Raw genomic sequence first — 14136 nt, forward strand, 5'->3', positions numbered from 1 at the left:
AACCATACGGGCAAAGGAGTGGGGAATAATGAAAAATCTGCTGGGAATCAAACACCTTGGTAAAGATGAGATCGAAGCAATCTTGCGAGAGGCCGAATATTTTGCAGCAAGGCCAAATGAACAGATTAACCTCTTACAGGGACGATTTGTAGCAAACTTATTTTTCGAAGCAAGTACACGTACCCGCTTTTCCTTTGAAGTAGCGGAAAAACGTTTGGGTGCTCATGTACTGAATTTTAGCGATATCAGCTCTTCTACTACCAAAGGTGAGACAATTTATGATACTTTGCGAACGCTTGAATCAATGGGAGTAGAAACGGCCGTTATTCGCACCGGACAAAATGGATTATTTCATGAGCTTGCGAACGAACCAAATTTAAACCTGCACCTTGTAAATGCAGGGGAAGGCACGATGGAGCATCCAACGCAATGCTTGCTGGATTTGCTTACAATGAAGCAGCATCATGGGGGCATTCAAGGGTTAAAGGTAGCTATCATAGGAGATTTACGCCATAGCAGAGTGCTCGGCTCGCATTTAGATGCATTACCGAAGCTCGGGGCCAACCTTATGATTACAGGACCAGATCAGTTGATGCGGGATCAGACAGCCTTGCCAAAAGAGGTACGAGTGGTAGGGATGGAGGAAGCAATAGCAACAGCGGATGTGGTGATGATGCTGCGAGTGCAGCTAGAACGTCATACAGGCCAGCTCTTTTCTTCTAAAGAAACGTATCATCAGGCTTATGGATTAACTAGAGAACGCGCAGCCATGATGAAACCAAATGCCATCATTATGCATCCGGCTCCTTTTAACAGAGGGGTGGAGATTGATGGACAACTGGTGGAGGGTAAGCAATCCGTTATCTTCCCGCAAGTTACAAATGGAGTAGCTGTTCGAATGGCTGTAATCGCGAAATTGATGACAGGAGGAATAAGCACATGGGAATCATCCTTAAAAATGGCAAACTGCTAAACGAACAAGGTGAACTTTCGATCAAGGATCTGTTAATCGTAGAAAATCGTATTGTTAAGATCGGGAGCAACATTGAGGCGGAAGCAGATCATGAAGTGGTGGATTTAAACGGACACTTCGTAGCCCCAGGTCTAGTGGATGTACATGTGCATTTCCGCGAACCAGGATTTGAAGCGAAAGAAACCATCGAAACAGGCGCTCATGCGGCAGTGGCAGGCGGTTACACTACGGTAGCCTGCATGCCGAATACACGCCCAGTGATCGATCGTGTCGAAACAGTAGAATTCGTTCTTCATAAAGCAAAACAAGCTAACCTGGCACGGGTTTTACCCTACGCTGCTATTACCGTACGTCAGCTTGGGGTGGAGCACACAGACTTTGCGGCTCTACAACAAGCTGGAGCCTTTGCACTAACTGATGATGGGGTAGGAGTGCAATCCACGAAAATGATGGTAGAAGCAATGCAAAAAGCGAAAGCGTTAGGAATGTCTGTAGTTGCCCACTGTGAAGATAATGACCTGTTGCCTCCCGGTGCGGCATTACATGATGGAGTGACAGCAGCTAAGCATGGGCTACCAGGTATCCCGTCTGCTTCAGAAGCTGTGCATGTCGGCCGAGATATTCTACTAGCAGAAGCCACGGGGGTTCACTATCATGTATGCCATATAAGCGCAAAAGAATCCGTGCGACTTGTACGCGACGGGAAACGTGCAGGAATCAACGTTACCACGGAGGTAACCCCGCATCACCTATTGTTATGTGACGAGGATATCCCAGACAGCCTAGATCCTAATTGGAAAATGAATCCGCCGCTTCGCTCTCGTGAGGATCGTGACGCATTGATCGCCGGATTAAAGGAAGGAAGCATTGATATCATTGCTACCGATCATGCACCGCATACCTCGGAAGAAAAAGCAAAGGGATTAATGCGGGCTCCATTTGGAATAGTTGGACTAGAAACGGCATTCCCACTCCTTTATACGCATCTTGTAGAAAAAGGAATACTCACCCTTGCCGAGCTGGTAGACAAAATGGCTACTAAACCAGCGGAACTGTTTGGGCTACCCTATGGAAAAGTAGAAGTAGGAGCAATTGCTGACTTGGCAGTGTTTGATCTTACGACTGAGAAAAGCATTAATCCCGATCATTTTAAAAGTAAAGGAAAAAATACACCATTTGCGGGTTGGGTATGTAAGGGATGGACTGTACTCACTATGGTAGATGGAAAAATTGTATACAACAATTAGGGATAAGGGGGATAACGGCATGAAGGCACGTTTGATATTAGAAGACGGAACGATTTGTGTAGGAAAAGCGATGGGGGCCACCAATGAAAGCATTGGTGAGGTGGTATTTAACACAGGATTAACAGGCTATCAAGAGGTATTATCCGATCCCTCTTATTGTGGACAGATCGTCGTCATGACGTATCCCTTGATTGGTAACTACGGGATTAATCGCGATGATTTCGAGGCGGTTCGTCCGTTTATCCATGGCTTTGTTGTACGAGAGCATTGTGATATGCCAAGCAATTGGCGCTCGACACAAACCCTGAACGAGCTCTTACAGGCATATGAGATTCCGGGCATTTCCGGTGTAGATACACGAATGTTAACACGTAAAATACGTCATTTTGGAACCCTGAGAGGATTGATTACAACCAGTGAGCGTCCAGCCGAGGAATTGCTTGCTCAGTTGAAAAGTACGGATGTCATGACCAATCAGGTTGCCCAGGTATCAACAAAAAGCATTTACTCCAGTCCAGGTAACGGTGATCGCGTCGTCTTAGTAGACTTTGGCTGCAAGCATGGCATTATGCGGGAATTATCCAATCGAGGATGCGACATTGTAGTGGTTCCGCATAACGTCACCGCAGATGAAATTCGCCGACTACAACCAGATGGCATCTTGCTGTCTAACGGCCCAGGCGACCCTAAGGATGTACCGCAAGCTATTCAGATGGTGAAAGAAATTCTCGGAGAATACCCATTATTCGGAATATGCTTAGGTCATCAGTTGTTTGCTCTGGCAAGCGGAGCTGACACGGAGAAATTGAAGTTTGGTCACCGTGGCGGGAATCATCCCGTAAAAGAATTGCTAACTGGACGTACATATATCACGTCCCAAAACCACGGCTATGCTGTAAACGAAGCTTCCGTTATTGGAACAGAATTAGAAGTGACCCATGTTGCGCTAAATGACGGGACGATTGAAGGATTACGCAATGCGAAAAAGCAAGCCTTCTCTGTTCAATACCATCCAGAAGCAGCACCTGGACCGTATGATTCAGGCTATTTATTCGACCAATTCCTAGACATGATGAAACAATCCAAGGAGGAGAAATGGTATGCCAAAAATAGATAATCTGAAAAAAATTCTGGTGATTGGCTCTGGTCCTATCGTGATTGGACAGGCGGCAGAGTTTGACTATGCAGGAACGCAGGCTTGCGAAGCATTAAAAGAAGAGGGGATGGAGGTGGTTCTAATCAACTCCAACCCAGCTACGATCATGACAGATACGAATATGGCTGACAAAGTATACATTGAACCAATTACTCCTGAGTTCGTAGCCCGAGTCATTCGTCAGGAAAAACCAGATGGATTGTTACCGACCTTGGGTGGACAAACAGGATTGAATATGGCAGTAGCTTTAGCAGATCTGGGTGTACTGGAAGAAGAGAATGTGAAGCTGCTCGGAACAAATCTGAGCTCGATTAAACAAGCGGAGGATCGCGATTTGTTCCGCTCTCTCATGCAGGAGTTAAACGAACCAGTACCAGACTCTGTAATTGTAAGCTCGGTAGAAGAGGCGCTTGATTTCGCTAATGAGATTGGCTATCCAATCATTGTTCGCCCGGCTTACACGCTCGGCGGAACCGGTGGGGGTATCTGTGAGGACCAAGCCTCGTTAATTGAAATTGTCACAAGTGGTCTAAAATATTCCCCGATTACGCAATGCTTAGTGGAAAGAAGTATTGCAGGAATGAAAGAAGTAGAGTATGAAGTAATGCGTGATGCTAACGACAACTGTATCGTGGTCTGCAACATGGAAAATATTGACCCAGTTGGTGTACACACAGGTGATTCAGTCGTTGTCGCTCCGAGTCAGACGCTATCTGATCGTGAATATCAAATGCTGCGTTCCTCTGCATTAAATATCATCCGCGCCTTAAAAATCGAAGGTGGCTGCAATGTTCAGTACGCGCTTGATCCCGTTAGCTTCCAATATTATGTCATCGAGGTAAATCCTCGCGTCAGCCGTTCCTCAGCCTTAGCGTCCAAGGCCACAGGGTATCCGATCGCTAAGATGGCGGCAAAAATCGCTATTGGCTATACACTAGACGAGCTGAAGAATCCGGTGACTGGTCAAACCTACGCTTGCTTTGAACCAACCTTAGACTATGTGGTTAGCAAAATTCCTCGCTGGCCTTTCGATAAATTTCAATCCGCAAATCGCCGTCTTGGTACACAAATGAAAGCAACGGGCGAGGTAATGGCGATTGGACGTAGCTTTGAAGAATCCATGATGAAAGCGATCCGCTCCTTAGAGATTGGAAGCTACCATTTAGAACTACCAGAGGCGAGAGAGCTTACTGATGAGGAATTGGAGCAACGTTTGGTAATTGCAGATGATGAACGCCTGTTCTTACTAGCAGAAGCAATGCGCCGTGGCTATCATATCTCTCGGATTCATCAATTAACGAAAATCGACCTCTTCTTCCTGCATAAATTCTGGAATATTGTCGCTTATGAAACAACATTAGCCGAATCTGGATTGACACAGGAAGCTTTGCATGAAGCAAAACGCCTTGGCTTTACCGATCGCAAAATCGCAGAATGTACAGGACAAAAGGAAGAAGAGATTTATAACCTGCGTACACAATGGGGAATGAAGCCTGTATATAAAATGGTAGATACGTGCGCTGCCGAATTCGAAGCGCAAACACCGTACTATTACTCGACCTACGAGCAAGAAAACGAATTTATGGATACAGGCAAAAAACGTGTCATCGTACTAGGCTCTGGTCCGATCCGCATTGGCCAAGGAATTGAATTTGACTACTCAACAGTCCATGCGGTCTGGGCTTTGAAGGAGGCTGGGTACGAAGCCATTATTGTCAACAATAACCCTGAAACGGTCTCAACAGATTTTAATACATCTGATCGTCTCTACTTTGAACCGCTGTATATAGAGGATGTTATGCACATCATCGAGCAAGAGCAGCCAGAAGGTGTCATTGTCCAGTTTGGAGGACAAACAGCGATCAATCTTGCTGATAAGCTTACTAGACGCGGTGTCAAAATTCTAGGAACCAGCTTAGAAAATATTGATGCAGCTGAAAACCGTGAGAAGTTTGAGGCCCTCTTGCGAAAGCTGGATATCGCTCAACCGCCGGGCAAAACGGTAACCTCTGTAGAGGAAGCTGTGGTCGCTGCTGACTTATTACGCTTCCCTGTGCTGGTTCGCCCTTCCTATGTCTTGGGCGGACGGGCGATGGAAATTGTTTATAACGAAGAAGAGCTAATCTCTTATATGAAAAAAGCAGTAAAAGTAAATCCAGAGCATCCTGTACTAATTGATCGCTATATGCTAGGGATTGAAGCAGAAGTAGATGCGATTTGTGATGGAGAGAATGTGCTGATTCCAGGTATCATGGAGCACATCGAGCGTGCAGGGGTTCACTCAGGCGACTCTATCGCAGTATATCCGCCGCAATCCTTATCAGAGACAGTGAAAGCAGAGATCATCGACATGACTACGAAGCTAGCACGCGCGCTCTGCATCAAGGGCTTACTCAATATCCAATTTGTCATCTATAAAGGCAAGCCTTACGTCATCGAGGTAAACCCACGCAGCTCCCGTACCGTTCCATTCCTGTCTAAGGTAACCGGAATTCCGATGGCGAACATTGCAACGAAGGCAATTCTTGGCTACAGCATTCTCGATCAAGGGTTTGCTACAGGCTATCATCCTGAGGAAAAGATGGTTTCTGTAAAGGTTCCTGTCTTCTCCTTCACAAAACTACGCCGTGTGGACATCACCTTAGGCCCTGAAATGAAATCCACCGGGGAGGTAATGGGGCGTGAGACTACCCTAGCTAAAGCTCTTTACAAGGGATTGCTAGCGGCTGGCATGAATATTCCAACCAAAGGAAAACTTTTGGTAACGGTAGCTGACAAGGATAAGGAGGAAGCGTTGTCGATCACGAAGCGTTTCCAACAGCTTGGTTTCCACCTACTAGCCACGGATGGAACTGCTGATTATCTAGAGCAGGCAGGCTTGTCCGTCCGTCGTGTACAAAAGCTATCCGAAGGCACACCGAACCTACTGGATGAAATCCGTACAGGTCAAGTAAACCTTGTGCTTAACACCTTAACGAAAGGGAAAACACCACAGCGTGATGGATTCCGCATTCGTCGTGAGGCCGTAGAGAACGGAGCAGTCTGCCTGACATCTCTAGACACAGCGAGCGCCATCCTGCATGTATTAGAGACAATCACATTCTCTACAGAGGCAATGCCCAAGCAACAGGTGGGAAAAGTGCTGGTAACACAGTAAAAAAGAAGAGTTGACTTAGAACGGGGGCGTGCTCATCAGGAGCACTCCCCTCCTATATGTGGACAATGAGGGAAACAACGGAGAGGAGCGTTCACACATGGAATTATCCTTACTACAAGAGCATTCGTTAGATAAAATCGATGAACGGATTATTCTAGCGCTGGATTTTCAAACAAAAGAAGAGGTGTTAAACTGTCTTGCTAGCCTAGAAAATCAAGTGCGCTATGTGAAAGTTGGCATGGAGCTGTTTTATGCAGAAGGATCAGCAATTGTATCGCTGTTAAAAGAACAGGGATTGAACGTGTTTGTTGATTTGAAAATCCATGATATTCCCAATACAGCTAAAGGCTCAATGAAAAGCTTAGCTAGGAATGGCGCCGATATGGTGAATGTGCATGTAGCAGGTGGATTAGCTATGATGGAAGCGGCACGAGAAGGCTTAGAGCAAGGTATTTCTGCCGGTAGTACATCACCATTACTGATCGGGGTAACCATGCTGACGAGTAGCAGTCAGCAGATGATGAATGAGCAGATTCTCATCTCTGGTAGATTGGAAGAGACGGTTGCTCATTATGCATCCTTGGCAAGTCTAGCTGGGCTGGACGGTGTTGTTGCTTCTCCCTTGGAAGTACCAATTATTAAACAAGTCACTCGCACAGATTTTTTGACCGTAACACCAGGCATTCGTACTGTTGGTTCCGCCTTTGGAGATCAAACCCGCGTCACCACACCAGTCAAAGCATTTGAGTTAGGTACAGATTATATCGTAATCGGTAGGTCCATTACCCAGGCCGAAGAACCTGCCAAAGCATGGGCTGACATGATGAAAAGCATACAGGAGGGAAAATAGATGAATACAACGATTGCAAAACAAGTGGCACAGCATCTCTTACAAATTGGAGCTGTACATCTTCGTCCTGACGAACCATTTATCTGGACATCTGGCATTGCTTCACCGATTTATTGCGATAATCGTATCACGATGACGTATCCAGAGGTTCGTAGCTTTTTAGCAGATGCTTTTGTTCAGATCATTCGTGAACGGTTTCCTGAAGTAGAAGTCATTGCTGGAACAGCGACAGCAGGAATTCCTCATGCAGCCTGGATTGCTGATCGTCTGGGATTGCCAATGATCTATGTTCGCGATAAGGCAAAAGGTCATGGCCGCCAAAACCAAATCGAGGGGCGTATTGCTGCCGGTCAGAAGGTGGTCGTTATTGAAGATTTAATTTCCACAGGGGGTAGCTCCATCAAGGCAGCAAGGGCTGTTGAGCTGGAAGGGGCTGAAATACTAGGAGTAGTTGCTATTTTTAGCTACCAATTTAACGATGCAGAACATGCTTTTGCAGAAGCGAATTATCCATTGTACACGTTATCCAACTACACTGCACTCTTAGAGCAAGCAAAAGATAATGGAACAATCAATGCCCAACAAGAAAAAGTTTTATCCCAGTGGAAGGAAAAGCCACACACATTTTATCAGGAGCAGGCTTTAAAACAAGAATAAAATGTTGACGGATGGGGACGACTGTAGCCTAAATGAAAAAACTGACCCCAATTGAAGCGTGGGGTCAGCAAGCGTCCTAACGAACGGACTATTCAGGTTGATTATAAAGCGAGCTTCTGCCCAAATGAGTGGCATGATGGAAAAGCCACTCATCTCAATAAATACGTAGCACGTGATGAGCTAAGTTTTTTCGTATTTTTATCATCAAGCTTTGCTTCAATAAATTCTATCCCTGCTTTTTCTAATCTAATTCGATTGGAATGAAAATGCTGGAAATCAACTAATACAGGCAGCTTGCTCTTTTTCATTTCATGAAGCTGTATGTTTACTTGCACATTGAAGAAGGATTGAGCAATAGCTTGAGTAGCCCCTACTAACAGCAAGTTTATGGAAAGAGTACAAATTAAAAGCCAACTTCCGTACTTCACAAATTGTTTTTCGGATTCGAAGCCTACCATTGCGACGAGTATGGGGACAAACCACAATTGCGGAACGTATCGCGCCCACCAGCTTTCTGGATTGATAAATACGGTCAAGAGAATGATCCCACTTAGTAAAAATACAGGCTTCGCTAGTTGTCTACTGCGAAGAAAGAGAGCAAGTGAGACAACACAGGTTACTAACACAGCTCCTCCAAACAAAGGCCCAAACCCGGCTACACGAGCATCAGCCCCAACAAAAGCTTGAAATTCCTCCAATGCTATAGTAAACGGCCATTTCATAGTGCTTTCATTTGGTCTTGTAATATTTTCCGACTTCGCAAATAAAGATACAAAGAACTTTTCGAATGGATTTTTTCCTTTGAAGTCGGCTGGACTGTTAGCTGTCATAATATCGACAGCATGCTCACCAGCTAACGGATAAAATGGATGCCCCTTCGCTAAGAAATTAGTAACGTAAGGATTGTAACCAACGATTGTTACCGCTACGAGACCACACGCTACAAGCGAAAGCAAAAGCTTTTTCCAATGCCTATGCTTATCGTACAGGAAAAATAGAACGAGCAATCCACCGCATAAAAGAACGGCATATACAAGGGCGGTAAATTTAATAGCCGTTAGCAGGATGATGGCCGAGCATAGCCCTACGACAATCCATACGTTAAATCGCTTAAATAAGAGATAGCCCAAGGAACAAATGATAAGTACAAGCGATGCCAATTGACCATCAATATAAAAGGTGACAAGCTGTGCTATCACGACTGGATTGCAGGCCAAGAGTAGGGAGAAGAAGACGGCTCGCCTTTTTTTCTCTGGATAGGCATCAAGAATTGCCGCTAAACAAAGAAAAAAGGAAGCAAACAAAAGAATAAAGTTAAACATCTTACTGCCTTCTATGTTATCCGTCAATTTGTACATGACGGCATCAAGTATCCACGGGCCTTTTGTGTAATGATTAATCCAAAGATAAAAGGGAGTTCGTAGACTTTCCTCGCTTGGATTATCGATCTTTTGGGTATCTGTGATGTTAAGCAAAGGTTGGTCATGAACAGGATTCCAGCCATTCTTTAATAAAATGATCGCTTCTTGATGGTACGTTTGCCCGTCCCATGATAGATCATATGTAGCGGTACTAACATACCAGCTTACTCCAAAAACCAATCCCAATCCCATTAACAAAGACAAAAACATGGTTGTCCTGCGTGTGGTGAAAAATGTATATGTCATAGCCAGGAGGCAGACAATACTTGCACATACAGCCACCCAGAAGCTAGCTGTTGAGATGGACACACCAAGTAAAAATAAAATCGAGGCAGAAAGTACGATTCCGATTAAGAATAGGAGTAAAACAATTCCTATCACAAGAGAGACGTTCGGTGTTCGGCTCTTCATATGTTTGCTAGTTCCTCCTTGGCTAAAGTAGTCCTGAAATGATTGGTGATAGCAGATACAACAGCAGTCCTACTAGCACACCTAGAACAATACCGCCGAGGATTTCCCATTTTGTATGTCCCATGCTTTCACGCAGGATTTCTTTTTCTTCAGTAGTTGCATGCTCTTTTACCATAAGGTTAATAGCAGTAGCATGCTTGCCGACAGCTCTTCGCAATCCGGTCGCATCAATAATAATGATAAAGGTAACAGCCACTCCTAGACCAAAAATAGGGGTGGCAAAGCCTTCATGAAGACCAATGAAGCTGATCGTGCTTACCATTACGGTTGTGTGTGTACTAGGAAAGCCGCCATTTCCGATTTTATTTCTTGCTTCTTTCCCATATCGTAAATAATTAATCATAAATTTCATCGTACCGGATACTAACCAGCCGATAAATGGTGCTAAAGCGTATAGCATAAACATTTCCTCCGAATAGTTACTAAGAACGTGAAATGACAATGACGCCAACAACAATAATAGCTAGACCAAGCAAGCGGACACCTGAGAGGGGCTCCTGAAAAATCCACATAGAAAGCAGGGCTACCAGAACATAACCCAATGCGGCCATAGGATAAGCATAGGAGAGCTGCACCTTTTCAATGGCTGCAATCCAAACAAACGCAGAAATTCCATAAAGGCCAAGCCCCACCATAATTGGAATATTGGTTAGATATTGCAGTATTTTCATCAAAAACACATCGCTTTTTCCTGAGAGACCAGAGGCTCCCATTTTCATAGCGACCTGCCCGCATGCACTAAGAATGACTGATATAAGGATAAGAACTTGCGATGGCATAAATATTTACACAACCTTTTATATTGTTTATTCAAAAATAAGGATAATACTAGCTACAGCAATCACATATAGTAGAACCGTAATCAGAATCGGTTTGTCCTCTACTAGCACTTTTTCAGGGGTTCCTCCTTTATTGCCCATCATAATCAAGTAAAGATAGCGGAAAATACCAAAGATCACAAACGGAATTGTCCACATAAGCTGAATGGTTCGTCCTGAAGTAAAGGTAAACAAGGAGTAGCTGATAATCGTTGCTGAGGTTACAATCGTATTTAATTGATTTAATAGCTCTATCGAATAATTTTCCAATACTTTACGATGACTTCCTTTTTCTTCCTGTAGCAAATAAAGCTCATGGCGACGTTTACTAATCGCCAAGAATAGAGAAAGCAACATTGTACACAGCAAAAACCACGGAGTAAAAGGAGTGCCGATCATTAGGCTGCCACCGATTGCCCTGAGTACAAAACCAGCAGAAATAATCATAACATCCAGAATAACCACATGCTTTAATGTAAAGGAATAGGCAACATTGATCAAAAAATAAAATAATAAAACACTACCAAACCACAAATCGAAGTGAAAAGCAGAAAACAAGGAAGCAATCAGCAGCCCACACCCGAATGCTAGTCCCAGAAAGGGATTTAATGCTCCTGAAGCCATCGGACGATATCGCTTTTCGGGATGATTGCGATCGTTTTTGATATCAGCAAAATCATTTATGATATAGACACAGCCTGAAACCATGCAAAATAGAAAAAAGGCGATCAGTGATTTGCCAAGCAGGTGAATACTGACTTTATGTAGAGAAAATAAGAGGGCAGCAAACACAAGCAAATTTTTTGTCCATTGGTGAGGACGTAACTGGAGAAGGAGTAAAAGGAAAATATTTTGTTTTGAAGCTATTCTTTCTTTTAGTTTAATTGAATTAGATAACACGTATAAATCCCCTGTCTTCTAGTAATATACCTCTTATAATTGACGAAAATTGTCAAAAATCGGTTACATGATTTGGAATTCGCAATCGTCAGAGTCAGAGTAAAGGTGCAAGTATTTCTTATCGTGCATGTTGTAGATATTTTCTGTTTATGTGGATTTTTACAAAAGCTTACTTTCCGATTTTTCTAGGTCATAGACGGAAAGGCCAAGCAGTTGTGGCTGTTGCGATTCAAAAAGGTAAGTGGGGCGTAGAGGTCGATTTTCATTTTATATCCAAATTATGAGTAGCCGTACATCTCTCTATTAAACCACATTCTGCCTCAAAAACCACGCATAATGAAGATAAAAAACGTATTTTTTTACCAAAATTACATCAATAAATAAAATAAAAAAGCGAGCTACCAAGCAAAGAAACATGCTTTGGATAGCTCGCTTTTGTGTAATTCCAAATTGGAAAGCATGGGTTATTTAATTAGTCTTTTATACATATAGAGCATGGCAACTCGCCACGGGAGAATCATGCCGTAAGCAAGGACAAAGAATAAACCTGCTGTCTGCATCGGAGTAAATGTATCACCGACCCAGATTTTAATCCCAAGTCGAATGACTAGCAGAACAAACAAAATCACGATAAACGCATTGGAACGACGCAAAAAGACATGATTCCCTACTTGTTCAAAGCGGGAAGACAAAATGAGTGGAATAGAGAACAAACATCCAATAAAGAAAGCGATAAAATCATAGCTGATAGGTGTTGGTACGCCCGGATAATGAAACATAGCAAACCCTGTAGACATAGCTACGGGTGGGATAATAATCTTACGTGTAGATATAGGCTTTTTTGCTGAACGCAACCGAACAAGAATAACAGTGGTCGCCATGAATAGACCAATCAGTATGCTAACGACTGTAGGGGAGATGCCAAGAATTGTATTCATCGTTTTCGTACGGCTCCCTTCTCGATTCACCCTAAATATTTACCTTTTACCTTATGTCTATACTACAAAAAAAGAAGAGGTGGTGTAAATACACCCCTCCTCCTGCGTTCTGGAAAGCACAAAATATAGAGTAGATATGGCTATGCCATTTTAACAGGTGGTGCTTCTGTAACCTGTCTGACATCTAGAGCATGTCGCTTTCCATAGTAATAGGACAGAGCACCGACAACAAGGGAAGCAAAGCCCATTAGGAAAAGGTATGCGTGAATGCCCATGAGATCAAGGCACAATCCCGTACCAGCCAATGCTAGTAGGAACCAGGTCCGATCCAGCATGGTTTTAAAGGAGAAGAAGCGGCCACGTGATTCAGCAGGTAATTGCTTTTGAAACAGGGTGGCAGTAAGAGGCACAACCGTCCCAAAACAGAACCCGAATAGCGTATAAGATAAAAGCAATGGAACCAAACCATACGACAGAGCCATCCCGATTTGAGACAGAGCCAGTAAAAATAGAAAAAGCGTTGATGACATGACTAGATTGGTTTTTCCGAAAAAGCGTTTGACCAATATGCCTGCAATGAGTGCTGTGAGTCCTTCAGTCGTATAAATCCAGCCCATCAACCCTGGTACTGCAAGCATTTCACTGAAATTAATAACTAAGAGATTGGAGCCGCCTACAAAATACGAGACAACCAGTGCATTTGTAAGACCCAGACTTAATGTTCGATCTGATTTAAGCAGGGAAAAAACTTCTCGAAAGGGCATTTTAATAACCCTTCCAGCCGTTTTTAATGAGTTGATTACAGGAATATGAACAGGAAGAATAAAAAGAATAAGAACAAAATAGCAAGCTAGTGTAATGCTATAAAGCGTCCAGAGCTGCATAAAACCAATTAGGATTCCACCGATCGCCGTTCCACCAATCCTTGCGAGTGTGGAAGCATTTACATAAAATCCGTTGGCACGAAGTAATTCTTCTGAGGGCACGATTAACGGAATAGATGCTTGAGCGGCTGGTTGATAAAAAGTGGCGGCCAACTGGATAAAGATCGATGAAGCGATCATCCAGCCTACAGAATCGTAATGAATCGCAAATAGCATACAAATGGGAGCTAAACATCGTATCAAAGTCGCATAAAACAATACGTTCTTTTTGGAAAAGCGATCAATCCATTCTCCTGCTTTAGGAGAAAAGAACAGACTGACAAAAAGCCCCACCATCAATAATAACCCCTTCAAAAAATCGGAATCGAATAAATGTTGCAAAAATTTTAGGTTCCCGATGATTCCAATCCACATCCCTGTACCAGCTATAACCTCACCTATAACTAAGCATAAGTAAGATTTATTCCGTGATAAAATAATGACCACCCCTTACCTTGAATGTAGTTAAAATGTTCAGTGTTATTATTATACCAATATTTACATAAATAGGCATATCTTATTTATGGCTTTTTTCTTATCTATGCGCATTAGTTATTTTTCATTCATTACAAATAGAAAGAGAATAAACATCACAAACTAGAGTAGAAATCTGGGGGGAGTGAGT

At 43.4% G+C, this 14136-nt stretch carries 12 protein-coding genes; 6 read left to right on the forward strand and 6 right to left on the reverse strand.

Annotation, left to right across the window (positions count from 1 at the left end; genetic code table 11):
* Positions 1-28: 28 nt before the first annotated feature.
* The 6 genes from O0550_RS03500 to pyrE all read left to right on the forward strand — a co-directional run bounded on the left by O0550_RS03500 (position 29) and on the right by pyrE (position 8040).
* Positions 29-973 carry an aspartate carbamoyltransferase catalytic subunit gene (locus O0550_RS03500; RefSeq protein WP_003336746.1) on the forward strand — a complete coding sequence of 315 codons (945 nt, stop codon included), beginning with the start codon at positions 29-31 and terminating at the stop codon, positions 971-973.
* Positions 940-2220 carry a dihydroorotase gene (locus tag O0550_RS03505; RefSeq protein WP_258425636.1) on the forward strand — a complete coding sequence of 427 codons (1281 nt, stop codon included), beginning with the start codon at positions 940-942 and terminating at the stop codon, positions 2218-2220. Before O0550_RS03500 ends, O0550_RS03505 begins: the two co-directional genes overlap by 34 nt.
* A 19-nt stretch (positions 2221-2239) precedes the next feature.
* Positions 2240-3337, forward strand: coding sequence for a carbamoyl phosphate synthase small subunit (locus O0550_RS03510; protein ID WP_258425637.1), 1098 nt, complete (start codon positions 2240-2242; stop codon positions 3335-3337).
* Positions 3321-6533 (forward strand): carbamoyl-phosphate synthase large subunit, encoded by a 3213-nt coding sequence (gene carB, locus O0550_RS03515; RefSeq protein WP_258425638.1) that lies wholly within the window; start codon positions 3321-3323, stop codon positions 6531-6533. Before O0550_RS03510 ends, carB begins: the two co-directional genes overlap by 17 nt.
* A 136-nt stretch (positions 6534-6669) precedes the next feature.
* Positions 6670-7383 (forward strand): orotidine-5'-phosphate decarboxylase, encoded by a 714-nt coding sequence (pyrF, locus tag O0550_RS03520; RefSeq protein ID WP_035318705.1) that lies wholly within the window; start codon positions 6670-6672, stop codon positions 7381-7383.
* Positions 7384-8040, forward strand: coding sequence for an orotate phosphoribosyltransferase (gene pyrE, locus O0550_RS03525; protein WP_003342729.1), 657 nt, complete (start codon positions 7384-7386; stop codon positions 8038-8040). It begins immediately after the preceding gene.
* A gap of 149 nt (positions 8041-8189) precedes the next feature.
* On the opposite strand, the gene O0550_RS03530 is transcribed toward pyrE, so the two are convergent.
* From O0550_RS03530 to O0550_RS03555, 6 genes are all read right to left on the reverse strand, one after another.
* Positions 8190-9872, reverse strand: coding sequence for a hypothetical protein (locus O0550_RS03530; protein ID WP_258425639.1), 1683 nt, complete (start codon positions 9870-9872; stop codon positions 8190-8192).
* 22 nt (positions 9873-9894) lie between these two features.
* On the reverse strand, positions 9895-10332 hold the full coding sequence (locus O0550_RS03535; RefSeq protein WP_035318697.1) for a divergent PAP2 family protein: 438 nt from the start codon (positions 10330-10332) through the stop codon (positions 9895-9897).
* Between the two features lie 22 nt (positions 10333-10354).
* Positions 10355-10711, reverse strand: coding sequence for a DMT family transporter (locus O0550_RS03540; RefSeq protein ID WP_003336754.1), 357 nt, complete (start codon positions 10709-10711; stop codon positions 10355-10357).
* 27 nt (positions 10712-10738) lie between these two features.
* Complete coding sequence (locus O0550_RS03545; RefSeq protein ID WP_003336756.1) at positions 10739-11650, reverse strand: decaprenyl-phosphate phosphoribosyltransferase; 912 nt, start codon at positions 11648-11650, stop codon at positions 10739-10741.
* A gap of 464 nt (positions 11651-12114) precedes the next feature.
* Entirely contained in the window at positions 12115-12588 is a 474-nt protein-coding gene (locus tag O0550_RS03550; protein WP_022584328.1) for a CcdC family protein, read from the reverse strand.
* A gap of 140 nt (positions 12589-12728) precedes the next feature.
* The gene (locus O0550_RS03555) at positions 12729-13958 is read right to left on the reverse strand and encodes an MFS transporter (protein ID WP_255253028.1); all 1230 of its coding nucleotides are present in this window, start codon (positions 13956-13958) and stop codon (positions 12729-12731) included.
* Positions 13959-14136: the final 178 nt, after the last annotated feature.

Origin of the sequence: Brevibacillus halotolerans, from assembly GCF_026891775.1 — a bacterium.
In the GTDB taxonomy this organism is placed as follows: Bacteria; Bacillota; Bacilli; order Brevibacillales; family Brevibacillaceae; genus Brevibacillus_B; species Brevibacillus_B halotolerans.

What these genes read in the sequence shown, in the direction of transcription:
- O0550_RS03540 (WP_003336754.1), bottom strand. Translation starts at nt 10,711, where the DNA reads ATGCCATCGCAAGTTCTTATCCTTATATCAGTCATTCTTAGTGCATGC.
- O0550_RS03535 (WP_035318697.1), bottom strand. Translation starts at nt 10,332, where the DNA reads ATGCTATACGCTTTAGCACCATTTATCGGCTGGTTAGTATCCGGTACG.
- O0550_RS03530 (WP_258425639.1), bottom strand. Translation starts at nt 9,872, where the DNA reads ATGAAGAGCCGAACACCGAACGTCTCTCTTGTGATAGGAATTGTTTTA.
- carB (WP_258425638.1), top strand. Translation starts at nt 3,321, where the DNA reads ATGCCAAAAATAGATAATCTGAAAAAAATTCTGGTGATTGGCTCTGGT.
- O0550_RS03505 (WP_258425636.1), top strand. Translation starts at nt 940, where the DNA reads ATGGGAATCATCCTTAAAAATGGCAAACTGCTAAACGAACAAGGTGAA.
- O0550_RS03510 (WP_258425637.1), top strand. Translation starts at nt 2,240, where the DNA reads ATGAAGGCACGTTTGATATTAGAAGACGGAACGATTTGTGTAGGAAAA.
- O0550_RS03550 (WP_022584328.1), bottom strand. Translation starts at nt 12,588, where the DNA reads ATGAATACAATTCTTGGCATCTCCCCTACAGTCGTTAGCATACTGATT.
- O0550_RS03500 (WP_003336746.1), top strand. Translation starts at nt 29, where the DNA reads ATGAAAAATCTGCTGGGAATCAAACACCTTGGTAAAGATGAGATCGAA.
- pyrE (WP_003342729.1), top strand. Translation starts at nt 7,384, where the DNA reads ATGAATACAACGATTGCAAAACAAGTGGCACAGCATCTCTTACAAATT.